This window comes from Acidobacteriota bacterium, from assembly GCA_030697165.1.
Taxonomy (GTDB): Bacteria; Acidobacteriota; Vicinamibacteria; order Vicinamibacterales; family UBA2999; genus 12-FULL-67-14b.
Window position 1 is genome coordinate 197,414 of the sequence record JAUYQQ010000009.1, and the last position, 23,606, is coordinate 221,019.

Annotated in this window: 20 protein-coding genes and 1 tRNA gene; 13 read left to right on the forward strand and 8 right to left on the reverse strand. The window is 65.3% G+C overall.

Features of this window, described 5'->3' with window-relative positions:
* Positions 1-109: 109 nt before the first annotated feature.
* Positions 110-1,306 (forward strand): amidohydrolase family protein, encoded by a 1,197-nt coding sequence (locus tag Q8T13_09175; protein ID MDP3717919.1) that lies wholly within the window; start codon positions 110-112, stop codon positions 1,304-1,306.
* Between the two features lie 55 nt (positions 1,307-1,361).
* Here the strand turns inward: Q8T13_09175 and Q8T13_09180 are convergent, their stop codons facing one another.
* Complete coding sequence (locus Q8T13_09180) at positions 1,362-2,774, reverse strand: hypothetical protein (protein MDP3717920.1); 1,413 nt, start codon at positions 2,772-2,774, stop codon at positions 1,362-1,364.
* Positions 2,775-2,788: 14 nt separating this feature from the next.
* Entirely contained in the window at positions 2,789-3,928 is a 1,140-nt protein-coding gene (locus Q8T13_09185) for a citrate synthase (protein MDP3717921.1), read from the reverse strand.
* 70 nt (positions 3,929-3,998) lie between these two features.
* On the opposite strand from Q8T13_09185, the gene Q8T13_09190 reads away from it, so the two are divergent.
* Genes Q8T13_09190 through ytxJ form a run of 3 tightly spaced genes read left to right on the forward strand, consistent with a single transcriptional unit; the run spans position 3,999 to position 6,295 of the window.
* Entirely contained in the window at positions 3,999-5,420 is a 1,422-nt protein-coding gene (locus Q8T13_09190; GenBank protein ID MDP3717922.1) for a PQQ-binding-like beta-propeller repeat protein, read from the forward strand.
* 45 nt (positions 5,421-5,465) lie between these two features.
* Positions 5,466-5,894, forward strand: a complete 429-nt coding sequence (locus Q8T13_09195) for a DUF6526 family protein (protein ID MDP3717923.1) — start codon at positions 5,466-5,468, stop codon at positions 5,892-5,894.
* A gap of 41 nt (positions 5,895-5,935) precedes the next feature.
* Positions 5,936-6,295, forward strand: a complete 360-nt coding sequence (gene ytxJ, locus Q8T13_09200) for a bacillithiol system redox-active protein YtxJ (protein MDP3717924.1) — start codon at positions 5,936-5,938, stop codon at positions 6,293-6,295.
* Here the strand turns inward: ytxJ and Q8T13_09205 are convergent.
* The 3 genes from Q8T13_09205 to Q8T13_09215 all read right to left on the reverse strand — a co-directional run bounded on the left by Q8T13_09205 (position 6,288) and on the right by Q8T13_09215 (position 10,667).
* Complete coding sequence (locus tag Q8T13_09205; protein MDP3717925.1) at positions 6,288-7,712, reverse strand: pitrilysin family protein; 1,425 nt, start codon at positions 7,710-7,712, stop codon at positions 6,288-6,290. The two genes, ytxJ and Q8T13_09205, sit on opposite strands and share 8 nt — an antisense overlap.
* Positions 7,713-7,720: 8 nt before the next feature.
* A complete protein-coding gene (locus tag Q8T13_09210; GenBank protein MDP3717926.1) occupies positions 7,721-9,109 on the reverse strand; it encodes a pitrilysin family protein in 1,389 nt (462 codons plus the stop codon).
* Positions 9,110-9,170: 61 nt separating this feature from the next.
* On the reverse strand, positions 9,171-10,667 hold the full coding sequence (locus Q8T13_09215; protein ID MDP3717927.1) for a glycosyltransferase family 2 protein: 1,497 nt from the start codon (positions 10,665-10,667) through the stop codon (positions 9,171-9,173).
* A gap of 90 nt (positions 10,668-10,757) precedes the next feature.
* Here Q8T13_09215 and larB point away from each other — a divergent pair, with 90 nt between their 5' ends.
* A complete protein-coding gene (gene larB, locus Q8T13_09220) occupies positions 10,758-11,513 on the forward strand; it encodes a nickel pincer cofactor biosynthesis protein LarB (GenBank protein MDP3717928.1) in 756 nt (251 codons plus the stop codon).
* Positions 11,514-11,578: 65 nt separating this feature from the next.
* Positions 11,579-14,038: an endonuclease MutS2 gene (locus Q8T13_09225; GenBank protein MDP3717929.1), complete on the forward strand. Its 2,460-nt coding sequence runs from the start codon at positions 11,579-11,581 to the stop codon at positions 14,036-14,038.
* Here the strand turns inward: Q8T13_09225 and Q8T13_09230 are convergent.
* Complete coding sequence (locus tag Q8T13_09230) at positions 14,028-14,672, reverse strand: hypothetical protein (GenBank protein ID MDP3717930.1); 645 nt, start codon at positions 14,670-14,672, stop codon at positions 14,028-14,030. The genes Q8T13_09225 and Q8T13_09230 overlap by 11 nt on opposite strands.
* Positions 14,669-15,001 (reverse strand): PadR family transcriptional regulator, encoded by a 333-nt coding sequence (locus Q8T13_09235; protein MDP3717931.1) that lies wholly within the window; start codon positions 14,999-15,001, stop codon positions 14,669-14,671. The genes Q8T13_09230 and Q8T13_09235 overlap by 4 nt, the downstream gene beginning before the upstream one ends.
* A gap of 77 nt (positions 15,002-15,078) precedes the next feature.
* Between Q8T13_09235 and dnaG the strand changes: the two genes are divergently transcribed.
* The 5 genes from dnaG (at position 15,079) to Q8T13_09260 (ending at position 19,915) form a co-directional block, all read left to right on the forward strand.
* Positions 15,079-16,860 (forward strand): DNA primase, encoded by a 1,782-nt coding sequence (dnaG, locus tag Q8T13_09240; GenBank protein MDP3717932.1) that lies wholly within the window; start codon positions 15,079-15,081, stop codon positions 16,858-16,860.
* A 32-nt stretch (positions 16,861-16,892) separates the two neighbouring features.
* Positions 16,893-18,605, forward strand: a complete 1,713-nt coding sequence (rpoD, locus tag Q8T13_09245; GenBank protein ID MDP3717933.1) for an RNA polymerase sigma factor RpoD — start codon at positions 16,893-16,895, stop codon at positions 18,603-18,605.
* Between the two features lie 56 nt (positions 18,606-18,661).
* Positions 18,662-18,735: transfer RNA gene (locus Q8T13_09250), tRNA-Ile, on the forward strand.
* A gap of 41 nt (positions 18,736-18,776) precedes the next feature.
* Complete coding sequence (locus tag Q8T13_09255) at positions 18,777-19,520, forward strand: C4-type zinc ribbon domain-containing protein (GenBank protein MDP3717934.1); 744 nt, start codon at positions 18,777-18,779, stop codon at positions 19,518-19,520.
* Entirely contained in the window at positions 19,517-19,915 is a 399-nt protein-coding gene (locus Q8T13_09260; protein ID MDP3717935.1) for a ribonuclease HI family protein, read from the forward strand. The genes Q8T13_09255 and Q8T13_09260 overlap by 4 nt, the downstream gene beginning before the upstream one ends.
* A gap of 45 nt (positions 19,916-19,960) precedes the next feature.
* Here the strand turns inward: Q8T13_09260 and Q8T13_09265 are convergent, their stop codons facing one another.
* On the reverse strand, positions 19,961-22,717 hold the full coding sequence (locus Q8T13_09265) for a protein kinase (GenBank protein ID MDP3717936.1): 2,757 nt from the start codon (positions 22,715-22,717) through the stop codon (positions 19,961-19,963).
* A gap of 79 nt (positions 22,718-22,796) precedes the next feature.
* Between Q8T13_09265 and Q8T13_09270 the strand changes: the two genes are divergently transcribed.
* Together Q8T13_09270 and Q8T13_09275 are read left to right on the forward strand one after the other, a co-directional pair.
* Positions 22,797-23,060, forward strand: coding sequence for a hypothetical protein (locus Q8T13_09270; protein ID MDP3717937.1), 264 nt, complete (start codon positions 22,797-22,799; stop codon positions 23,058-23,060).
* Between the two features lies 1 nt (position 23,061).
* Positions 23,062-23,598 carry a hypothetical protein gene (locus Q8T13_09275; protein MDP3717938.1) on the forward strand — a complete coding sequence of 179 codons (537 nt, stop codon included), beginning with the start codon at positions 23,062-23,064 and terminating at the stop codon, positions 23,596-23,598.
* Positions 23,599-23,606: the final 8 nt, after the last annotated feature.

Consider the following 23,606-nt stretch of genomic DNA (forward strand, 5'->3'; position numbering starts at 1 on the left):
CAATGATTGGTCAAGTTGGTCAAACCCGATTCAGGGGTCCACAGTTGGATCGCCGCCTGCGAAATGCGAGACTGTGTGAAGCCACCTTTTCACATTCCGCAGTTTCCCCATGAACACATCCCGGAACATCGTCCTCATCCTTCTTGCCGGCCTCGGACTCACGGCGGCCATGGCCGCGCAAGGCATGCGCGGCGGCACCCAGATCGCCCCGGGCCAGGAGTGCCCGCCGGGCACGACCGAGACGCGGCCGGGCAACTGCCAGGCGCCGTCGGAACCGCCGCCGAGCATCCTCGACTACCGCCCGCGGTCGACGCTGGTGGCGACGGAGCACAAGGTGCCCAGGGCGAAGTTCCCCGCCATCGACGTGCATGGGCACCCCGGCAACCTGACCACGCCCGACGCCATCAACCGGGTGATCGGCATCATGGACTCGCTCAACCTGAGGGTGATGTTGGTCGCGGAGAACCTCACCGGCGCGCGCCTCACGAACACGCTCGCCGCGCTCAACGCCAGTCCGCACAAGGAGCGCTTCCGCGTGCTGGCCGGCGTCGACTTCCGCAACGTGGGTCCCGGATGGGGCGAGAAGGCCGCGGCCCAGCTCGAGGCCGATCTCAAGGCGGGGGCGATTGGCGTCGGCGAGGTCGGCAAGCAGTTCGGCCTCAGGATCACCAAGCCCGATGGCTCGCGCCTCAAGGTCGATGACCCGGAACTGGATCCGCTGTGGGCGGCGTTCGCCCGGCTCGACGTGCCGGCGTTCATTCACACCGCCGAACCGCAGGAGTTCTTCCAGCCGCAAGACTTCAACAACGAGCGCTGGCTCGAGCTGTCACTCTTCGCCGACCGCCGCAACAACCAGCCCGGGCAGGTGACGTTCGAACAACTGATGACCGAGCGCAACAACGTCTTCCGCAAGCATCCGAAGACGCAGTTCGTCGCCGCGCACTTCGGCTGGCACGCCAACGACCTGGCGCGGGCGGCGAAGATGCTCGACGAGTTCCCGAACGTGACGATCGAGGCCGGCGCGATCCTGCATGACCTGGGCCGCCAGCCGCGCGCGGCCCGCGAGTTCTTCGAGAAGTACGGCGACCGGATCATGTTCGGCAAGGACTCGTTCCAGCCGAGCGAATACCCCTACTACTGGCGGGTGTTCGAGACGCCGGACGAATACTTCGACTACTACCGCGACTACCACGCGTTCTGGAAGTTGTACGGCATGGCGCTGTCGGACGACGTCCTGAAGAAGGTGTATTACAAGACGGCCCTGAGAGTCTTCAAGGGCTTGCCGCAGGGCGGCTGGCCGCAATAGGCAACCAGGGAGGCAACCCCAAGGACGGGTTGCCTCCACCAATCATTCCACTAGCTCACTGCGGCCTGCCCGAGGCCGTCGACGACGGCGCCGGCGGGAAGCTGAACGTGATGCTGGTGTACATCATCTCTTCCCACGTCTGATCGCCCCACGTCACCGTCTTGGTCGGATCCGGGTTCGACTTGTTCCTGGCCGAATTGTCGTACCACGCCTTGGCATAGAGCTTCGAACCGGCCGGCAAGCGCAGCGGCTGCGTGAACACGTACTCGTGCTGCCAGTTGAAGTCGTACTTCGGCACTGACAGGATCACTTCTTTGCGGCCGTCGGGGTAGATCGCCTCGTAGTGCCAGCCGGTGCCGCGCACGTGCGTGTGCGGGATCAGGCTGAAGATCACCGTCTCGCGATTGAACGTCATCGCGTTATCGATGGTGTAATCTGCGGCGCCCGGCGGAATCGACAGCGACGCGTTGATCAGCGCCATCGTGTTGAGGACGGTCGTCGGCGGCGTCTTCGTGAACTTCAGTCCGATCTTCGAGCGGTCGGTGGTTGCCTGACCGTAGGTGGTGTAGTGCATCTGGAACACGAGCGAGTAGCCGGCCGGGATGCGCATGCCCGTTCCCTCTGGGAAGTGGCGGATCGAGCCGCCCGGCGAGAACCCACCCATGCCCGCGCCCATGCCGATCGGCCGCGGCCGATAGTTCGGACCCAGATCCTTACGTTGCTCGGGCGGCAACGGCCGTCCGCCGCTTTGTCCCGCGGGGATCTCGACGCAACAGGCAAATTCGAAAGGCGGGACCGGGCGCGGCGCGGCCGATGCGCCGGCCGCCGGCGGTGCGCCGAACAGCCGCTGCAGCATCATGCCTTGCTGCCGCTTCATCTGCGCCTCGGCCACCTCTTTCGGGGCCTTCAAGTAAAGCAGCATGTGGTGCACGGCACGACGGTCGCCTGGCCGATACTCCCAGTCCGAGATATAGCGATCCTCAGCGAAGTTCGCGGGGACCTCGAAGTACTGGTAAGGCACCTCGCCAGTAGCGGGAATCGGGTAGTCCTCCTGCATCGACAACACCGCGTCGGGCGTACCGATGTTCCACTCGTCGGTATAGACGGGGGCCGGCGGCAAATCCGCGGCCTGGCCTTCCGGCGCGCCGGCCGCGACCCACTTCGCAATCGTCGACTTTTGCGCGTCGGTCAAGGTGCGAGCACCCACGAACGTGCCGTACTTCGGGTCCGCGTGCCACGGCGGCATGGTTCCATCCGCGACTTTCGTCGCGATCGACTTCGCCCACGGACGCGCGTCCTTGAAGGTAAGCAGTGACATCGGGGCGATCTCGCCCGGCCGGTGACAGCTGGTGCAATTGGCAAAGAAGATCGGGGCCACGTCCTTACTGAAGGTCGGCGCCGCGGGCTGCGCCGACGCCGGCACGGCCAACCCCGTGAGAACGATCGCGATGGCTGCAATCTGCTTCATTGTTGTCGTCTCCTCTAGCGCTGCTCGACGGGCATCCACGTCTGGGGATACCCCGGGCCAGTATAGTCGGCCCGGGGCCGGATCAGGCGGTTGTTGGCCAGCTGCTCCAGGACGTGTGCAGTCCAGCCGGAAATGCGGCTCACCGCGAAAATGGGCGTGTACAGGTCGATCGCAATGCCCATCGTGTAATACGTGGACGCCGAATAAAAATCGACATTCGGGTGCAGCTTCTTCTCGGCCTTGACCAGGGCTTCAATCCGCTCGCTCATCTCGAACCACCGGGTATTGCCGGCCTTCTGGCCGAGCTGCTTCGACATCTGCCGCAGGTGCGTGGCCCGCGGATCCTCGGTGTGGTAAACGCGATGGCCAAAGCCGGAGATCTTCTCCTTGCGCGCGAACTTCCCCTTCACGAACGCATCGATGCGTTCGGCCGGGGCATCCTGGCCAATCTCGATCAGCATCTTCATCACCTCGGCATTGGCGCCGCCGTGCAGCGGCCCCTTCAACGTGCCGATGCCGGCAACGATGGCAGAGTGGATGTCGGTGAGGGTGGCCGCGGCGACGCGCGCCGCAAACGTCGAGGCGTTCAACTCGTGGTCGGCATGCAGCGTCAGCGCAATGTCCATGGCGCGAATCGACGTCGCATCTGGCCGCGTGCCGAACAGCATGTAAAGGAAGTTGGCGGCGTGCCCCATGGCCGGGTCCGGCGCAATCGGCCCGCCGCCCTGCTGCATGCGGCCCCAGGTCGCCACCAGGCTGGCAATCTGTCCGGTCAGGCGCACCGCCTTGCGATAGGCTGCGGCCGGCGAGTTGTCGTGCGCATCACGATCGTAATGCCCGAGCGCCGACGTCAGCGTGCGCAGCGCGTCCATGCCGTCAGAGGGCGGCAGCATGTTCATCAGCCGGATGATGGCCTCGGGCAGCGGCCGCGCGGCGGCCAGTTGCGATTGCAGGTCGCCCAACTCGGCGCGGTTCGGCAGCCGGCCGTGCCACAGCAGGTAGCAGGTCTCTTCGAAGGTCGCGTGCCGGGCCAGGTCGTGGATGTCGTACCCGCAATACGCGAGCACGCCGCGATCGCCGTCCAGGAAACATATCCGTGAGGACGTCGCGACGACGTCCTCGAGTCCGCCCTTGGGTTTTGCCTTTGCCGCCATGGCAGTGATCTTACAGCGTCAGCCGTCACGAAACTCATACCACCCGCCGGCCTTGTGCTAGCGTTCTCCCATGCGCCGCACCTGGATCGCCTTTGCCGTTGTCTCACTTGCCTCGGTTGCCGCCGGGCAGGCCCGCCGGGCGCCCGACGTGGCCTGGCCCCAGTTCCGCGGGCCGGCCGGCGCCGGCATTCTCGATTCAGCGAAGCTGCCAACGGCCTGGTCGACGACCAGCAACGTCGCCTGGAGCACCGAAGTCGCGGGCCGCGGCTGGTCATCGCCGGTGGCGTGGAACGACACGGTCTACGTGACGTCGGCGATCAGCCCGGGCGCGTTCAAGGCGCCATCGACCGGCATTTTCGGCAACGACTACGTCGCCGAACTGGCGAAGCAGGGCTTATCGGAAGACGAGGTGGTCAAGAAGGTCGTGTCGCGCGACATCGAGCTGACCGCCGAGAGCGGCGCGATCCGCTACCTGGTCTACGCCTTCGATGCCGCCACCGGCAAGCTGCGCTGGGAGCGGGAAGCGCACCACGGCGCGCCGGTCGGCGGCCGGCATCGCAAGAACACGTTTGCGTCGGAAACCCCCGCCACCGACGGCGAGCGGATTTACGCGTACTTCGGCAATGTCGGGCTGTTCGCCTATTCGCTCGACGGCAAGCCGGTCTGGAACGCGCGGTTTGATCCCCAGCCGATGTATCTCGACTTCGGCACGGCCGCGTCGCCGGTGGTCCATGGCGGCCGCGTGTTCGTAGTGCACGACAACGACGGCAAGTCGTTCGCGGCGGCGATCGATGCGAAGACCGGCAAGCAGCTCTGGAGAGTTGAGCGCGACCTGCCGGCGGGCGGCATGACCTCCGGCTGGTCATCGCCGTTCGTGTGGCAACACGCGCAGCGCACCGAGATCGTCGTGATCGGCAGGCAGCACGCGATTGCGTATGCGCCCGAGAGCGGCAAGGAACTGTGGCGCATGAAGGGGCTCACCGGCCAATCCACGCCCAGCCCGGTGGCCGCCGATGGCCTGCTCTACCTCGCCACCGGATCACAGGGCGAGAGCAACCGTCCGGTGTTTGCGGTTCGCCCGGGCGCCAGCGGCGACATCTCGCTCGCCAAGGGCGAAGAGCAGAACAAGTACGTCGCCTGGTTCCATCCGCGCGCCTCGGCCTACACCTCGTCGCCGCTCGTCTATCGCGGCCGGATGTACGTCGTGAACGACAACGGCATCCTCAGCGTGTTCGATGCCACGACCGGCAAGGAGATCTACAAGGCGCGCGCCGGCGGCTCGGGCAACACCTTCTCGGCCTCCCCGTGGGCGTCGGACGGCAAGGTCTACCTGCTGAGCGAGGACGGCCACACGTTCGTGATCGAGGCCGGCGACAAGTACGTCGAGCTGGCGAAGAACAGCCTCGACGAGATGAGCCTCGCGTCGCCCGCCCTGGCGCCCAATGCGCTGTTCATGCGGACGCAAACCCGGCTGTACCGCATCGGCCGGTAGCCCGGCCATTCGGAGTATGCTGAGGCCCCCTGAAGGAGGGCCTCCATGTCAGTGCAGACCTACAAGAACCACGTCCGGTGGCTCCCGGCGTTTCATTTCTTTGCCGTCCCCGTGCTCTTACTCCACACGATCAACGAAGGGCGGCATCTCTACGCCGACCCCTCGCGCAGCACGGCGTTCGCCTTCGTGGTGGCGGCGGCGATCCTGACGGTGGCGTTCCTGGCGCGGACGCAGGCGCTGACCGCGCAGAACCGCCTGATCCGTCTCGAGATGCGGCTGCGGCTGCAGCCGCTGCTGCCGGCCGAGCTTTATGCCCGCTTCAACGACCTGACCGTGTCTCAGCTGGTCGGCCTGCGCTTTGCCAGCGACGGCGAAATGACTGAACTGGTACGCACCGTGTTGAAAGACTGCACCAAGCAGTCCGACATCAAGAAGATGATCAAGGACTGGCAGGCCGATTACGTCCGGGTCTGACGCCCGCCCCAGGGCGACGGAGTACACTGGGTGCTGTCGCCATGCCCAGCCCGTTCAAGACCCTGTCCACCTCCGACCAGCTCGACCGGGCGCTCGACGAATCGTCGCGGCGTCCGGCCGTCATCTTCAAGCACAGCCCGACCTGCGGCATCAGCGCGCAGGCGTTCGAGTCCATTTCCGAGTGGTTGACGGGTGAGGTCCCGGATGCCGACTTCTATGTCGTGCCGGTGCAGGCCAGCCGCGCGCTGTCGACCCATCTGGCGCAGAAGTTCGGGATTCGTCACGAATCGCCGCAAGTGATGGTGATCGACCGCGGCGACGTCGTGTGGCACGGCTCGCACTATCGCGCGACGGCAGCCTCGATTGCCGCCGCGCTCGACAAGCTCGTCGCTGCTACTTAGGTTCGGGGATCGGCTTCCCGCCGAGATCGACGAACGTGATGTTGGTGAACGCCCCCAACTGATCCTTCACTTTCGGGTAGTCGCCCACGATCACCACCACCGAGTCCTCGGATCCCAACAACATCTCGGCGCCGGTCTTGATCGCTTCGGCCGACGGTTGTGAAATCTGCCGCTGGAACGTCTCGGGATAGTCCTTGGGCAGGCCAAACGTGTTGACGGTGTTGACCGTGCCGGCCAGTCCCGCCTGCGTGGCGTTCTGGATCAGGAACAGGCCGCGCGCGTACTGCTTGGCGTTGGCCAGTTCCGCCGCTTCCGGACCACCGGCGCGCAGCTTGTCGATCTCCGCGTAGATCTCCTTCAGCGTCGCGCCGGTCACCTCGTTGCGGACATCGGCGGCCGCGCGATAGAAGCCGCCCTCGGCCATGGCCTGGAACTGCGACTGCGGCGAGTAGGTGTAGCCCTTTTCCTCGCGGATGTTCCGCACCAGCCGCGAGTCGAACGCCGCGCCGAAAATCTGGTTGGCCAACTGCAGCGTGTACCACCGCGCATCGTCACGGCGCGTGGTGAAGTTGCCAACCGAGATCGACGACTGCACGCTGTTGGGCCGCTGGACGAAGATCAGCCGGCGGCCTGTGACCGTGGGCATGGCCGGCGCTTTCGCCTCGGGCACGGCGGCACGCGCCCAGCTGCCAAACGCCTGCTCGGCGGCGGCGAACACGGCCTCGGGTGCGACATCGCCAACCACCACCAGGAAGGCATTGTTCGGCCGGTAGTAGGCCGAGTGATACGCGGCAATCGCCGCGCGATCGATCGCCGGCAGGGTGTCCGGCGTTGGACCGGTACGCGCGTAGGGATGGTCGCCAAACAGCGACTGCCGAAACACCTTGTTCGACACGAACTGCGGCGAGGCCATCTGCGCCTGGAGCTGCTGCGCGGTGTTGGCCTTGAGCAAATCGACTTCGGATTGCGGGAATGCCGGGTTGCGCACCACGTCGGACAAGAGCGCCATCATCCGCGGCATCGACTCCGTCAGGCCGCGCATCTGGAAGGTCGTCGAATCCTGGCCGGCAAAGCCCGACAGCGTGGCGCCCATGCCAAACACTTCGCGTTTGATCTGTTCGCTGGTGCGCGTGGCGGTCCCCTCCTGGGCGGTGTCGGCGACAAACTGCGCCAGTCCGCCCTGGCCCGCCGGATCGAGGGCCAGGCCCGCCTTCACGGTGAGCATGGCCGAAATCTTCGGCACGGTGGCGTAGCGAACGGCAATGACCTGCAGGCCGTTGGCCAGCGTTCGCTCGACGCGCGGGGGCGGCGCGAACGGCTTCTCGGGTCCGACTTCGGGCTTGGGCAGCGCTTGCGCCCAGGCCGAACCGGGGAGCATGACCGCGGTCGCGGTTGCGACAAGAGCCAGACGCAGCATGCGGCGAATCATCGGACACCTCCCTGCGCCGCTGCCGGTTTCGTGGCAGGACGGCTGTCGATCGACGTGCGGTTGGTAGGCACAAGCCATCGGCCCGCGGCCGCCTTGACATCGTCGACGGTGACCTTCTCCAGTTCGCCGAGAATGGTGTTGATGCGGCCCGGGTCGTCATCGAACAGGGCGAAGGCGGCCAGCAGGTTGGCGCGGCCGAATCGCGGCATGCCGCCGCTTTCCAGTTCGTCGAGGAATCCCGAGCGAATCGTGGTCTTGGCCTGTTCCAACTCAACGGGACTCACGCCATTCTCTCGAACTTCGGCGAGCACATTTTCAATGGCGGCCAGCACCTGGTCGGCGGTCTTGTCGTTCAGGTAATCAACCCGCACCGTGTAGAGCATGGGCCCCTTCATGTCGAAGTTGCTGCCCAGGAAGTTGAACCCGCCCTGCGACGACACGGCCAGCCGCTCGTCGCGCACCAGCTTGCGATACATCCGCGCGCTATCGTCGCTGTTCAGCAGCGGATCGAGCACGCTCAGCGCGAAGAAGTCCTTGGTCATCCGCGCCGGCAGGTGCCACGCCGCGGCCAGCGCCGGCGTGCGCGCCAGCTGGTCTTCGCGCGTGAACTGTTTCGTCGCGGTCTGCGGCGGCTCGGAGATGTCGGCCGGCGGCGGCAGGGGCTGGCGTGGAATCGACCCGAAGTGCTTCTCGGCGAGGCGCCGGACTTCGGCCGCCGTGGTGTCGCCGACCACCACCAGCACGGCGTTGTTCGGCGCGTAGTAGGTCTTGAAGAAGCTGCGCACGTCCTCGAGCGTCGCCGCCTCCAGCTCCTTGAGGTCGCCGTAAAAGTTATGGGCGTTGTGCCAGTTGGTGTTGGCGCGCTCCCAGATGTCGAGCCACTCGAACCCGCCGTGCGGCTGGTTGAGCACGTTCACCCGCACCTCTTCGCTGACCACGTTCTGCTGGTTCTTGAGGTTCTCGGCACTGACATCGAGCGACCGCATGCGGTCGGCCTCGAGCCAGATCGCCCGTTCCAACGCGTTGGCGGGCAGCGACTGGTAGTAATTGGTGTAGTCGAAACGGGTCGAGCCGTTGACGATGCCGCCGGCCTCCTGCAAGAGGGAGACGTGCTCCATCTTCTTCACCTGGGCCGAGCCCTGGAACATCATGTGTTCGAAGAGATGGGCAAAGCCGGTACGGCCCTTGGGCTCGACCCGGAAGCCGATGTTGTACATCACCTCGACCAGCACCACCGGGGCGGCGTGGTCTTCGCTGACCACGACCTTCAGGCCGTTGGGCAGGGTGAAATAATCGACGGGGACTTTGAAGCCCTGTGCCGCCGCCGGCAGGGCGACCGACACCAGGAGGAATGCGGAGAGAAGCTCAGCCAATCGTTTCGGCATAGGTTTCACCTTGGTCACCCAAGGATAGACGAACGACGAGGCCGAACGGTTGCGTGAGGGCTTAGGCGGCCTTGCCCTGCACGATTCCGACGCCGGAGTCGCCGCCGTACTGCTGCAGCAGCGACAGCATGCCGGTGTAGAGGAAGCCGACCTGGAACAGCATCAGGAACGGCACGGTGCCGTAGATGCCGTTGGCGAGCGCGTAGAAAAGAGTGCCGGTAAAGTAGAGCCCCAGCGCCAGCTCGATCATCGGCTGCACCGCCACCGACTGGCGGTACTTCTTCTGGCTCCACTCGTCGCCGTTGGCTTCGACCGCGTATTTGGGTGTGCGGACGAACTCGCTCGGCTTGTGGAACAGGGCTTCGAACACCGCCTTGGTGTTGTTCACCGCCAGGCCGATGCCGATCGACATCAGGATCGGCAGGTACTTCAGCCGCTCGGTCCAGGTCTGCGGATACAACTCGCGCTGGCAGACCATGTAGAAGTTGGCGACCGACGCGGTCGCCGCGAAGAACAGCGGGATGTCGATCAACAACATCTCGTACCAGCCCATGTTGTAGCGAATCACCATGGACGGCCCCATCAGCACCGACAACACCACCATCAACGGGTAGTTGAAGTTGGCCGACAGGTGGAAGAACGCCTCGGCCTTCACCTTGAACGGCTGATCCGACTGCAGGATGCGCGGCATCAGCTTCAGGAACGTCTGGATCGATCCCTTGGCCCAGCGATGCTGCTGCGACTTGAACGCGTTCATCTCGACCGGCAACTCGGCGGGCGCGACGTGATCCTGCACAAACACGAACTGCCAGCCCTTGAGCTGCGTGCGGTAGCTCAGGTCGAGGTCTTCGGTCAGCGTGTCGTGCTGCCAACCGCCACCGTCGGCGATGGCGACCTTGCGCCAGATGCCCGCGGTGCCGTTGAAATTGAAGAAGCAGCCGCCGCGATTGCGGCTGCCGTGTTCCAGCACGAAGTGCGCGTCGAGCAGCACCGCCTGGATCTTCGTCAGCAGCGAGTAGTCTTCGTTGATGTGGCCCCAGCGCGCCTGGACGAGCGCGACCTTGGGATCGGTGAAGTAGTGCACCGAGCGCATCAGGAAGTCGGGCTTGGGGATGAAGTCGGCGTCGAAAATCGCGACGTACTCGCCGCGGCACACCTTCAGGCCCTCATCGAGCGCGCCGGCTTTGTAGCCGGTGCGGTCGTCGCGATGAAGGTACTTGATGTCGATGCCCTGCAGCGCGTGGCGGCGCACGGCGAGTTGGGTGATCTGCCGGGTCTCGTCGGTCGAGTCGTCCAGGACCTGGATTTCCAGCTTCTCGCGCGGGTACTCGATCTTGCAGATCGCATCGATCAGGCGATCGACGACGTACATCTCGTTGTAGAGCGGCAGCTGAATCGTCACGACCGGCAGGTCGTCGAACGAACCCTTGGGCACGGGCTGTTCGTGTTTATGCTTCATGTAGAGGTACACCAGGTAATACCGGTGCCACCCGTACACGGCCAGGATCAGCAGAACGAAGAAATATGAAGCGAGTATGAGCGTTTCGACTGCGGTCATCTATTATTGAGGCTTCTGCCCCGTAATCCAGTCAATCATTATACTGGAATCGAGTGCCAGTAAAGTCAACAAAACACGGACGATAGCGTCATGACACCGGCTGAACTACGCATCATTCTGGAACAGGTTCGCGAAGGTCGAACCGACACGGCTCAGGCCTACGACCAACTGCTGACCGCGTTTCGGGACCAACCCTTTGAGGACCTTGGGTTTGCAAAGGTTGACCATCACCGGTCAATTCGGCAGGGCTTTGCCGAAGTCATCCTCGGGCTGGGCAAGACGCCGTCTCAAATCGCGACAATTGCGGCTGAGATAGTCGGTCGTGGACACCCCCTGCTGGTGACCCGGGCTGACCGGGCGGCCTGGCAGGCCGTCCATGAGCTCGTGCCCGAGGCGGAGTATCACGAGGTGGCGCAGGCGATCAGCCTGAAGCGGGACGTGCCCCGCGGCGTGGGGACCATCGTCCTGTGCTCGGCCGGGACTTCCGACATCCCGGTCGCAGAAGAGGCGGCGGTGACGGCCGAGCTGATGGGCAACACGGTGGACCGGATGTACGACGTCGGCATTGCCGGCATCCATCGCATCATGAAACAACGCGCCCGGCTCGAAGCCGCCCGGGTGATCATCGTCGTCGCCGGCATGGAAGGCGCGCTGCCGAGCGTCGTCGCCGGCATGGTCAGCGTGCCGGTGATCGCGGTGCCGACGAGCATCGGCTACGGCGCCAGCTTCGGCGGCGTGGCGGCGCTGCTCGGCATGCTGAACTCGTGCGCGAATGGCGTGTCGGTGGTCAACATCGACAACGGATACGGGGCGGGATGTATTGCGTCAATGATCAACCACCTCTAACAGGAGTTTAGGAGTTCAGAAGAAAACAATCTCTCTTGTTCTCTTGAACTCCTGTTGATTTTCCTATGCTCGCTCTCCGCACCCTGGAATTCGATCGCATCGTTGACGCCGTGACGGCGCTCGCCCTGACGCCGCTCGGAACGGCGGCGCTCGCGGAACTGGAGCCGTCCACCGACCCCAGGGTCGTGGTCGCGGCGCAGGAGGCGACCAGCGAGACGGTGCGCTTCCTGGAGCGGCATCCGCTGTTCCCGCTGCGGGCCGGCGAGGGCCTGCCCGACGCGCTGGCGTCGCTCGCGATGACCGGACGGCCACTCGAGCCGCTGCAGCTGCGGATGCTCGCCGACTTCGTGGACTCGGTGGACCAGGCGGGGGTGAGCGTGCGGCGCGCCGGCGCCGACTTCCCCATCCTGGCCAAGCTGGCCGCTCACGTTGCCTCGTTCACGGACGAAGTCGCAACGGTGCGCCACGCGATCGACCCCGGCGGCGAGGTGCTCGATCACGCCAGCCCCGAGCTGAAGCGCATTCGCAACGAGCTGCGCCAGAAGCGCCAGAAGCTGCGCGGCACGCTGGAGCAGTTCACGCGTGGCAGCTTGGCGAAGTACCTGCAGGAAGAGATCGTCACCGAGCGCAACGGACGGTTCGTGCTGATGGTGCGGGCCGAACACCGGGGCAACGTGCCGGGCATTGTGCACGGCAGCTCGACGACCGGGGCGACCTTGTTCATGGAGCCCGCCGCCACCGTCGAGATCAACAACGACATCGTCGAGCTCGAGGATCGCGAGCGCGAGGAGATCTTCCGCATCCTGCTGGAGCTGACCGATCGCTTTCGCGCCCGCCCCGACGACCTCGCCGTGATCGAGGAGGTGGCGCGCGATCTCGATACCCTGCAAGCGAAGGCCCGCTACAGCTCGAAGGTGAACGGCATCGCGCCGGCGTTCACGGCCGACACCAGCCTGGAGCTGAAGGGGGCGCGGCATCCGCTCGTAGGACGCCGGGTTGATTTTTCGGAGGAGCGCTCGGCGAAAAATCAACCCGGCGTCGTGGTGCCCGTCGACATCCTGCTCGATCCGCCGAACCGCGTGCTGCTGATTACGGGTCCCAACACCGGCGGCAAGACCGTGGCGCTCAAGACCGCCGGCCTGTTTGCGCTGATGGCGCAGGCAGGCCTGCACCTGCCGGCCGCCGTCGCGCGGCTGCCGGTGTTCCGCTCGGTGTTTGCGGACATCGGCGACGAGCAGTCGATCGAGAACAGCCTGAGCACGTTCTCGTCGCACATCACCAACCTGGTGTCGATGGAACGCGACCTGCAATTGCCCGCGCTCGTGTTGCTCGACGAAGTCGGCACGGGCACCGATCCGAACGAAGGCGGCGCGTTGGCCACGGCGATCGTCCAGCACTTCCGCCAGCGCGGCGCGCTGGTCATGGCGACCACCCACTTTGATTCGGTCAAGACGTGGGGGATCGGCACCGAGGGCGTGGCGGTGGCGGCGTTCGCGTTCGATCCGCAGAACTTCGCGCCGACCTACCGGCTGATCTACGGCGCGCCGGGACGCAGCCTCGCCATCGAAATGGCGCAGCGGCTCGGCATGCCCCAGGCGGTGATTGCCGCGGCACGCGGCTACCTGAGTGACGACCAGAAGCGGCTGCAGGCGCACCTGTCGCGGCTCGATGCGCAGGCGCGCGCGCTCGAGGCCGACCGGATCCGGCTCGAACGCGAGCGGCGCACGTTCAATGAAACCAACGCCGCCCTGTCGCAACGGGAGAAGTCGCTCGCCGAGCGCGAGGAGGTGTTCAAGAAGCGCCTCAACGAACGGCTCGACGAGCGCCTGCGGCAGGCCCGCCGCGATGTCGACGCGGTGATCGATCAGCTCAAGGAAAAGTCGGAGGCGCTGGCGGAGAAGGCGTCGCTGCGGGCGGTGATCAACACGGGCGAATCGGGGGCCGCGAAGGCCGGGGCCCGGGCCGAGATCGATCGCATTGTCGAAGACCTGCGCCACCCGGCGGCGCCGGGGTCTGACCCCGAGCCGCGTGGTGCCGAGGGGTCTGAGCCCGTCGTGGGCGCCAGGGTCACGGTAGGCGGACTTGGCCTGGAAGGCACGGTCGTTGCAATCGACGGCAATCGCGTCGAGATCGACGTCCGCGGCAAACGCATTCAGGCCAAGGTGAAGGAACTGCGCGTAATCGGAAAAGCCAGCGGTGGTGTTGGTGGAGGCAACCCTTCAGGGTTGCCTGTGAAAGGCAAGGTTCGCGTCAACGTTGACCTGAAGCCGCGCGAGGGCATGCTGAGCGAGCTGAAGGTGATCGGCATGACGGTGGACGAAGCGATCGACCGCGTGTCGCGCTTTCTCGACGACACGCTGGTCACCGACGTTTCGCAGGTGCGGATCGTCCACGGCCACGGTACCGGCGCGTTACGGAAGGGTCTCGGGGCGTTCCTGAAAACGCACCCGCTGGTCGAAAAGCACTACCCCGCCCCCGACAACCAGGGTGGCGGCGGCGCGACGATCGTCGAGCTCAAGGACTGACGGAGGCCGGGCCGGCCGCGAGCTCCAGCGGCGCGGTGCGTGGCGTCAACATCAGCGACGATCCCACGCCGCCGAGCAGGCCGGCAATGAAGGCCGCGGTGGTCCCCACCTGCTGGTAGAACTGGGGCAGCAAGAGCACGGGGACCGAGAGTTCTTCCGCCGCCTTGAGTCCAGCGATGGCGCACACCATGGTGGCCGAGCCAAACCCGATCACTCGCGCAACCCGATGGTCGCCGCCGGCGCAGACCATGCGACCCACGATCAGTCCGGCCAGTAGCGACAGCAGCGGCGCTGCCAGTGGCCAGTGCGCCAACCAGGCGGGCACGCGCGACAGAACGTGCATGCCTTGGACTCGCAGCAGCCAGTCGGTCACGTTGACGACGAACACCACGTAGAAGCCCAGCATGAAGAGCATGATCAGGCCGAGCATGGCCGGCTCGAGGCCCGCCAGGCCATGGGCACGGACCGGGCGAACCAGCGCCGCGGCCGCAGCGCCGAACACCTGTTGCCAATACCACAGGCGCGATCGTCCGGCGGCGAACTCTTCCAGCAGATCACCGTGCAGCGGGGCGTTGGCGGGGTCGACCCACTCGAGCAGGGTCTGGGCGAGAACGGGTGGGCGGCGGGGCGTCATGCACGACCTCCTCGTAACTGCGGCAGGTTACTCCAAAGCGCGGTGAGGGCTTGCTGGGTGTCTTTGGCCTGGGCCAGGCCCTTGGGCGTGACGCGGAACAAGCGCTTGGCGCGGCCACCACGCTCCGGCGTCGGGTCACCGAGCGAGGAGCCAACGAGCCCGCGCGATTCCATGCGATCGAGCGCGGCGTAGATGGCGGCGAGTTGCACGGACCGTCCCGCGGTCTCCTCAATCTCGCGCGCGATTCGCACCCCGTAGGCCTCGCCCTCCACGCGGAGAATCGCCAGCAGGATCATCAACTCGAAGTCGGTCAACAGGCGGCGCGCCATTTGTTTACATATTGTGAAGTAACTGTGCCGGTTAGGTCAAGTCCGGCCCCACAGACGCGATAAGCTGGTGGGTCACCGTGGCGTTGTTCCCCCAGGCGTTCATCGACGAAGTTCGTGCGGCGGCCGATATTGTCGCCGTCATCTCGGACTCTGTCTCGCTGCGCAAGGCCGGTGCGACGTACAAGGGCCTGTGCCCGTTCCACGGCGAGAAGACCCCGTCATTCACCGTCAACAAGGACAAGGGCTTCTTCCACTGCTTCGGCTGCGGTGTCGGGGGCGACGTCTTCAAGTTCATGGAGCTGCAGGACAAAGTCGGCTTCCAGGAAGCGGTGCGCAGCCTGGCCAGCCGGTTCGGCATCCCGATTCCCGAGCTTGAAGCCAGCGGCGAGCATCGCGAAACGGCCGCCGAACGCGAGGCCCTCGTCAAGATCCACGAGATCGCCGTCACGCATTTCCGCGAACAGCTCGACTCGCCCGCCGGCGCGCGCATCCGCGAATACCTCTTGAACGAACGCGGGCTCACCCAGCAGACGATCGAGAAGCTGCAACTCGGTTACGCGCCGCAGGGGCGCGATGCGCTGCGGCAGCGGCTGCTGAAGCAGGGCTTCTCACCGCTGCAGCTTGTCACGAGCGGACTGGTCTCGCGGCGAGACGATGGGAGCGAGGTGGATCGGTTTCGGAACCGGCTGATGGTGCCGATCGCGCGCGACACCGGGACCGTGGTGGCGTTTGGCGGACGGGCGCTCGAAAAAGACCAGCAGCCAAAGTACCTGAACTCGCCCGAGACGCCGATCTACACCAAGAGCCGCACCCTGTACGGCCTGAACCTGACCAAGGCCGACCTGCGCAAGGTGCGTTACGCGATCATCGTCGAGGGCTACTTCGACTTCGCGCAGGTCTACCAGGCGGGGGGCTTTCCCGTGGTGGCAACATGCGGCACGGCGCTCACGCCGCAGCAGGCGCAGATCCTGCATCGCTTCACGTCGAAGACCGTGCTTTGTTACGACCCCGACAGCGCCGGCCAGACCGCGGCGGAACGCAGTTCAGAGTTGCTGGTCGCCGAGGGGTTCGTCGTCAACGTCATGACCCTGCCGGGTGGCGGCGACCCCGACACGTTCATCCAGAAGCAGGGGGCCGAGGGCTTTCGCGAGCAGCTCAAGCACTCGCGTCCCTACCTGGAGTTTCTGCTCGACCGGGCGGCCGCCGGCATCGACCTGACTCGCGACGACAACCGACGGGACTTTCTCAAGCGAATGCTCGGGGTGGCCGCCCGCATTCCCGATCCGGCGGTCCGCGACCAGTTTGCCGACCGCCTGGCCCACAAGGCGCGGGTGACGGAAGACGTGGTTCGAGCCGAGATCAGGAAGGCAGCCGCGAACCGCAAGACGGAGCTACCGGCTGAGCGGGTGCCGAGCCTCCAGGGGAACGTGAGAAAGGCCGAGAAGGGCCTCATCTGGAGCCTGGTCCACGACCCGGCGACCACGCTTCAATGGCTGAACCAGCTCGAACCTGAAGACCTGAAAGGACTTAGCACGGCCAATATCCTCCGGACGGCGCAACAACTCACGGTGAGGCCCGAGGATGTGCCTGGTGCGCTTATGGAGCGTCTAAGTACTCAGGAGGCGGAGTTACTGGCCTCCGTGGCCGCCGAGCCCTCCCCACCCGCGGTGCTTCCGGATCTTTGTGTCGTGGCCCTGAAGTACGTCCGGCTCGAGCGAGAGCTGGCCGAGGTCCAAAGGGAGCTCAAACGCTTGCAAGATATGGGGGATAGCGGCCCTGCATCCATGGTTCTGCTGGCCAAGAAGTCGCAAATGGTGCGCGCACTGGAAGCGATGAAGCCGCCAAAAGAGCTACAATAGAGGGCTCCGCACTCTTGAGGAAAAACACGAATATGGCCTTGGCGCTCGAAGAGAAATTCGATGAAGTCCGTCAGCTCATTGTCATCGGCAAGGAGAAAGGGTATCTCCTGTACGACGAAGTCAATGACTTGCTGCCGGCGGATCTGACCGCCAACCCCGAAGACCTCGAGGAATTGCTCGCCGTGTTCGCGAGCGCCGGGATCGAGCTGGTCGATTCGGAAAAGGGTTACAAGCTCGAACGCGAGGGCATCGAGCGCCAGGAGGGTCCGGAAGGCGAAGGGCCCGAGCTCGACCTCACCCCTGGTTCGCTCGACAAGACCAACGACCCCGTCCGCATGTACCTGCGCGAGATGGGCACCGTCCCGCTGCTGACGCGCGAAGGCGAAGTGGAGATCGCCCGCCGCATCGAGCGCGGCAAGCTCTCGGTGATCAAGTCGATCTCGCGCATGCCCGCCATCACCAAGGCGGTGATTCGCATGGGCGACGCGCTGAAGGCCGGCGAGCGCACCATTCGCGAGCTGGTGATCTTCAACGACGAAGAGATCACCGACGACCGCATCGAGGAACGCGCGCAGCAGTTCCTGAAGCAGGTCGAGTCGGTGCGCAAGGCGCGCCTCGGCGTCGAGAAGCACGACGAGAAGCTCGAGGCCATTCCGAAGTCCGACAAGAAGAAGTATCGCCGCCAGCGCTGGAAGCTGATGCGCGGCCAGGTCGAGACCTCGCGCTACATCCGCAAGATCGAGTTCACCGAACCGGTCAAGCGCCGCCTCGTCGAAGAGGTCAAGGACATCGTCGAGCGGGTCTCGAAGCAGCAGCGCGAGCACGACAAGCTGAAGAAGGAACTACTGCTCAAGGTCCGCAAGCCGAAGCTCAAGGAAGACGAGCGCAAGGCGATGACCAAGCGGATGAACGATCTCAAGGCCGAGATCAAGATCCGCACGGAAGATCTCGAGGAGAGTGTCGACCACCTCCGCCACACGCTCGAAGTGATCATGCGCGGCGAGGCGCAGGCCGAGCAGGCCAAGAAGGAACTGGTCGAAGCGAACCTGCGCCTGGTGGTGTCGATCGCCAAGAAGTACACCAACCGCGGCCTGCAGTTCCTCGACCTGATCCAGGAAGGCAACATCGGCCTGATGAAGGCGGTCGACAAGTTCGAGTACCGCCGCGGCTACAAGTTCTCGACCTATGCGACGTGGTGGATCCGCCAGGCGATCACCCGCGCCATTGCCGACCAGGCGCGGACCATCCGCATCCCGGTCCACATGATCGAGACCATCAACAAGCTGATCCGCACCTCGCGGGCGCTGGTGCAGGAGCTCGGGCGCGAACCGACCTCCGAGGAGATCGCCCGCCGCATGGACATCCCGGTCTCGAAGGTCCGCAAGGTCCTCAAGATCGCACAGGAGCCGATCTCGCTGGAGACCCCGATCGGCGAAGAGGAAGATTCACACCTCGGCGACTTCATCGAGGACCGCTCGGCGGTGTCGCCGTCGGAAGCGGTGATCAACCTCGACCTGAAGGAACAGACCGAATCGGTGCTGAAGACCCTGACCCCGCGCGAGGAAAAGGTCATCAAGATGCGCTTCGGCGTGGGCGACGGCAGCGAGCACACGCTCGAGGAAGTCGGCCAGAACTTCGCGGTGACCCGCGAGCGCATCCGCCAGATCGAGGCCAAGGCGCTGCGCAAGCTGCGCCATCCGTCGCGATCGCGTAAACTACGCGCGTTCCTCGAAGGTCGTTCGTAGGCCGGCGACGGCGGGCAGGCGCCTGCCTCGACGAAGCTGCGAAGCAGCGTAGTCGGGGGCCCATAGCTCAGTTGGTTAGAGCGGCCGGCTCATAACTGGTTGGTCCCTGGTTCGAGTCCAGGTGGGCCCACTCTTCAGTTGAAAGTTGAGAAGTTGACAGTTGGTAGTTTGATGCTCCCAGACCTTGAACGGCTGATCCAACTGCAAGACATCGAAAGCAAAGCTGCGGTGGCCGCCAAGGCCATTGCGGAGGCCCCGGGCCGCATTGCCTCGCTCGACGCCCTCCTGAAGGCGGCCACCGCCGCGCTCGAATCCGCCAAGCATGCCCTTGCTGAGAACAAGACCCGTCGCGGACTGATCGACAAGGACCTGGCCGCCGCCCAGCAGCGGCAGGACAAGTACAAAGATCAGGTCATGGCGGTCAAGACCAACGAGCAGCTGCACGCGATGCAGCATCAAATCAAATCGGTCGCGGACGAAATCGGTGTGCACGAGGAAAAGGTCCTCGTGAACATGATGGAGGCCGACGAGATCAACGCCGCGATCAAGGCCGCCGAAGCCGCCCTCAAGGCCGCGCAGAGCAAGGTCGGCACCGAACGCGGTGCCATCGAGGCCGACGTCACGGTCCAGCGAACCGTCGTCACCGAATGCGCCGCCGCCCGCACCGCCCTGGTTGCCAGCCTCAGCGACAAGGGCCTGGTCGACACCTTCGCCCGCATCGCCAAGGTGCGCGGCACCGCCGTCGCCCGCGCCGAAGGCGAACGCTGCACGGTGTGCCAGGTGCGGCTGCGGCCGGCCGTGTTCGTCAACGTGCTGAAGAACGATCAGATCGTGCAGTGCGACAGCTGCAACCGCATCCTCTACTTCATCGCACCTCAGGCACCCAAGGCACCTGAGGCACCCCAGGCACCTTGATCACTGCGTTCTTCGACGGCGGCTCGCGGGGCAACCCAGGCCTCGCCGGGTGGGGCGCGTACATCGTGGACGATGACGGCACCGTGCTGGCGGAGTTGAGCGGCGCGCTCGGCGTGGCCACCAACAACGTGGCCGAGTACACCGGCTTGATCGCCGCGCTGCAGTGGGCCGTCGATCATGACCTCACCGCACTGGCGGTGAAGGGCGACTCGCTGCTGATCGTCGAGCAGATGCGCGGCAACTACAAGGTGAAGAACGAGGGCCTCAAGCCCCTGCACATGAAAGCCCGGATGCTGGTGATGCAGATCGGCAACGTCAGCTTCGGTCACGTCCCCCGAGAGAGAAACAAGGACGCCGACCGCCTGTCCAACGTCGGCATGGACGCCAACGGCTGATCGGCGTTCGGAGGGCGGAGGCTTCAGCCTCCGCCAGGCAACCGCTCATGGCGTCGCCGCTGGCGGCGCTTGCAATGAGGCCGGCCAGTTCACCAACACGGTCAATGCCGGCGACACCGCCGCGCCCCGCTCGCGAAGCACGACAATGCGTTGACCATCCGGCGACACGTCGTACGGAGATATCGGCCCCAGCTGGCTGTTTGCAAAGTCAAACAGCGGCGTTGCTTCGCCGGCCTGGAATCGCGGGCCCGCAGCAACCGGGACCGCCCACAGGCGTCCGTTGTTGAGAAAGAAGATCTCGCGACCGTCTCGCCGCCAGCGCGCATGACTGGCTCCCAGCGGCGACACGGGCCACCGGCCAACGGTCACATCAGGAAAGGTCTGAACGAAGACCTGCCGGCCTACCCCGGTGGTTGAGTAGAGCAGCCTGCGGCCGTCAGGGGACACCGATGCGTGAGCCACGTCGGTGAGTCCGGGAAATTGAGTCGGCTTGCGATCACCGGCGAGGGGCAGGAACCAAAAGCTGGGCACATTGGACGTCCGCATGTTCTCGGAATAAGCGAGCCAGCGACCGTCCGGCGACCAGTCAGTTGGCACGGTGACGCTCCCGAGTCGGGAGTTCAGCAGTACCTCTCCCGTGGTGGCGCCAGATATGGGCATGGTGTGGATGGAGGAACCGGTCGCTGTTTCCCGCAAGAAGGCGACGCTCAGTCCATCCGGCGAGAACACCGGCGCGCTGACGCCGACCTCTCTCGCCAGTCGGGTTTCAACCCGGCGCAGCGGCTCGTAGATCCACAGCTCTGTCGGCCTTGTGCCCGTGGCGCTGCTTCCCCGCGTGAACGCCAGGTGGGTTCCGTCCGGTGACAACCGTAGCCCCGCTGACACGCCGCGGAGCGGCGGCCACCCGGCGATCTCCCGTCCGGCACGATCGACCCACGTCGCATCGAATCGCTCACCCGACGTGCCAGCCGCGGTGTAGACCAGCACACCGGTCTTCGACACCGAAAGCGCAGCCCGACCCGCCAGCGTGCCCTGTACCCCGCTGGCCACCAGCCGGGGCTCGCCCACCAGTTCCAGCCGGCCAAGATCGAGCCGCTGCGCTACCAGCGCACCCTCACGTACGTAGAGCATTTGGTCCGGTGGTGCAAAGCGGGCCATGAGCGGCGAGTCGACCAGGAACTTCGGCGTACCACCGTCGAGAGTTGCGATGAAGATCGCCGTCAGTGATCGACCGGATGGCTTGGCGGGATCCTCAACGCGGGTCGACAGGTAGACGAAGTGCCTGCCGTCAGGGAGAAACTCGGGCCACAAGTGGCTCGTCTCACCCGTGACCTTATTGAGAGTGGTGACCTGGGTCGTCGCGCCGCCGGCTGCCGAGACCCGCTGCACACCGTTGGTCGCCACGGTGGCAGCGATGATGACGCCGTCGTCGTTCCAGCTGCCGCCATACTGGTTGCGGGGCACGTCGGCGAGCACCTGAACTACCCCCGACTGAAGTTCGATCTTCTTCAGCTTCTGCGCGGCGCCGTCGAAGAACCCAATATACCGGCCATCTGGCGACCAGAACGGCTGCTGCGTGCCGTCGCCGTCCCCGCCCGCCTCGGTGTTGGGAATCGGCCGGCTGTTGGGCGAATCGAGCCGGCGCAGCCAGAGCTGGCTGTCTTTTCCGACATCGGCAACCTGGTAGACCACCATGGTGCCGTCGGGAGAAACGGAAAACCGCGGCGCGCCGTTGGTGGCGATCAGCCGCTGGCCGTCAGCCGCCGTTATTTCGAAACTGACGACGTTCGACGAAGCCACCTGCGTGGCCGCGGGTCGCAGCGCAAATGCGATCGCTGCCACGACGGCGGTACCGGCGAGCGCCCACGCGACACGCTCGCGCATGACGGCCCCAGCTCTGGCCGGTGGTATCGACGGGACGGTCGTCGCGTCGGCGCCCCCAGCGAGTTCGAGTCTTGCGACACCAATATGCGGTATGCGCTTCTTCACATCCTTCTGAAGGCAGCGCCGCAACAGATTCCGGATGTGAGGCGGCGTGGATGCCGGCAGGGCCTGCCACGCTGGCTCATCACGAATGATCGCCACCAGCACGTCGCTGATGTCCTCTCCCCCAAACGCGCGCGTGCCGGTGAGCATCTCGAAGAGCACGCAGCCGAAAGCCCAGATATCAGCGCGCTGATTCACCGCCCGGCCCTTGGCCTGCTCGGGGCTCATGTAGGCCGCGGTTCCGAGTACCACGCCCGCCTGTGTCATACCGGCGCTGGTAATGGTGGGCGAATTGGCCAGCGCACCGGATTGCATTTCGCTCGACGGCCCCATGGCCTTCGCCAGGCCGAAGTCGAGCACCTTCACCGTGCCGTCGTCTCTCACCTTGACGTTAGCGGGCTTCAGGTCGCGATGGACGATGCCTTGATCGTGCGCGCTCTCGAGGGCCTCGGCGATCTGGATCGCGATCGGCACGGCTTCGTCGAGTGGAATGGGACCTTTGGCAATGCGATCGGCCAGCGTCGGCCCTTCGACCAGCTCCATGACCAGCGCCCGCATGCGGAGGTCGGTGCCGCCTTTCTCGAGACCGAAGACCTGCGCGATGTTGGAGTGATTGAGCGAGGCCAGCGTTTTGGCTTCGCGCTCGAACCGCGCGAGCCTTTCGGGATCCTGGGCGAAGGCGTCCGGCAACACCTTGATGGCGACCGATCGGCCCAGGTTGGCGTCGACCGCGCGGTAGACCTCGCCCATGCCGCCGACGCCGAGCGCCCCGGTGATCTCGAACGGGCCGATGCGTGAGCCGACGGTCAGAGCCACGGGCGAAGTATAGCCGCCAGCTCCAGTGCCCGCAGTCCGATGCCTTGTGGATATGCTTAGCGGTAAGTATAATAAGGACATGACCAGCACGGGAGCTATCGCCGCCGCTCTAGGACGCCTTGGCGGCCAGGCGCGAGCCAGGCGGCTGGAGCCAGCGGAGCGGAAGCGAATCGCCGCGCTCGGTGGCGCGGCAAGAAAACGGTCGCTCGATGTCGCCCGGCGAATCGCCGACAACTTCGCCTACGCCGCTGCGGTCCAGGAACTCAGCGGGGGGCAACCGACGCCGGCTCGAGTCAAAGCCTGCAAGGGCCCCCTGCCCGGCCTCTATCCGGATCGGAAATGACATGCGCGACGCTGCCGGGCTGCTCGACGACGCCGGCCGGATCGTCGCAGACCTGACCACGCTGGGCCTGGAACCGATTCTCGTTGGTGGTATGGCGCTCGTCACGCTGGGATCGCGCCGGGTCACGAGAGACTTCGATTTCGTGGTCCCCGTTCCAGGCGTTCGCCTGGCCGCCCTCGTCGATGTGTTCTACGACCGCGGGCTGGATCTGGCCGCCCGCGTCAACGATTCGGGCGACATCACCGCAACGATCGACAACCGCAAGGTGGCACACATCCGACTGCGACTGGACTCGCCGTCCAGCGCTTACTTCAGTCATCCGAAGACCGGACTGCGCGTGGACCTGCTATTCGATTTCCCAATACCCGCCTCACAACTCGCCGAGCGCGCAACCAGGATTACCGTCCGTTCCCAGCGCTTTCTCATCGCCTCGGAGGATGACCTGCTGAACCTCAAACGCATTGCTCGCGCCAACCGGGCATCGCCCGGTGACGCTGAAGACGTTGCGTTCCTGGAGGCACGGCGCCGCGATCGGTGACGCGACCT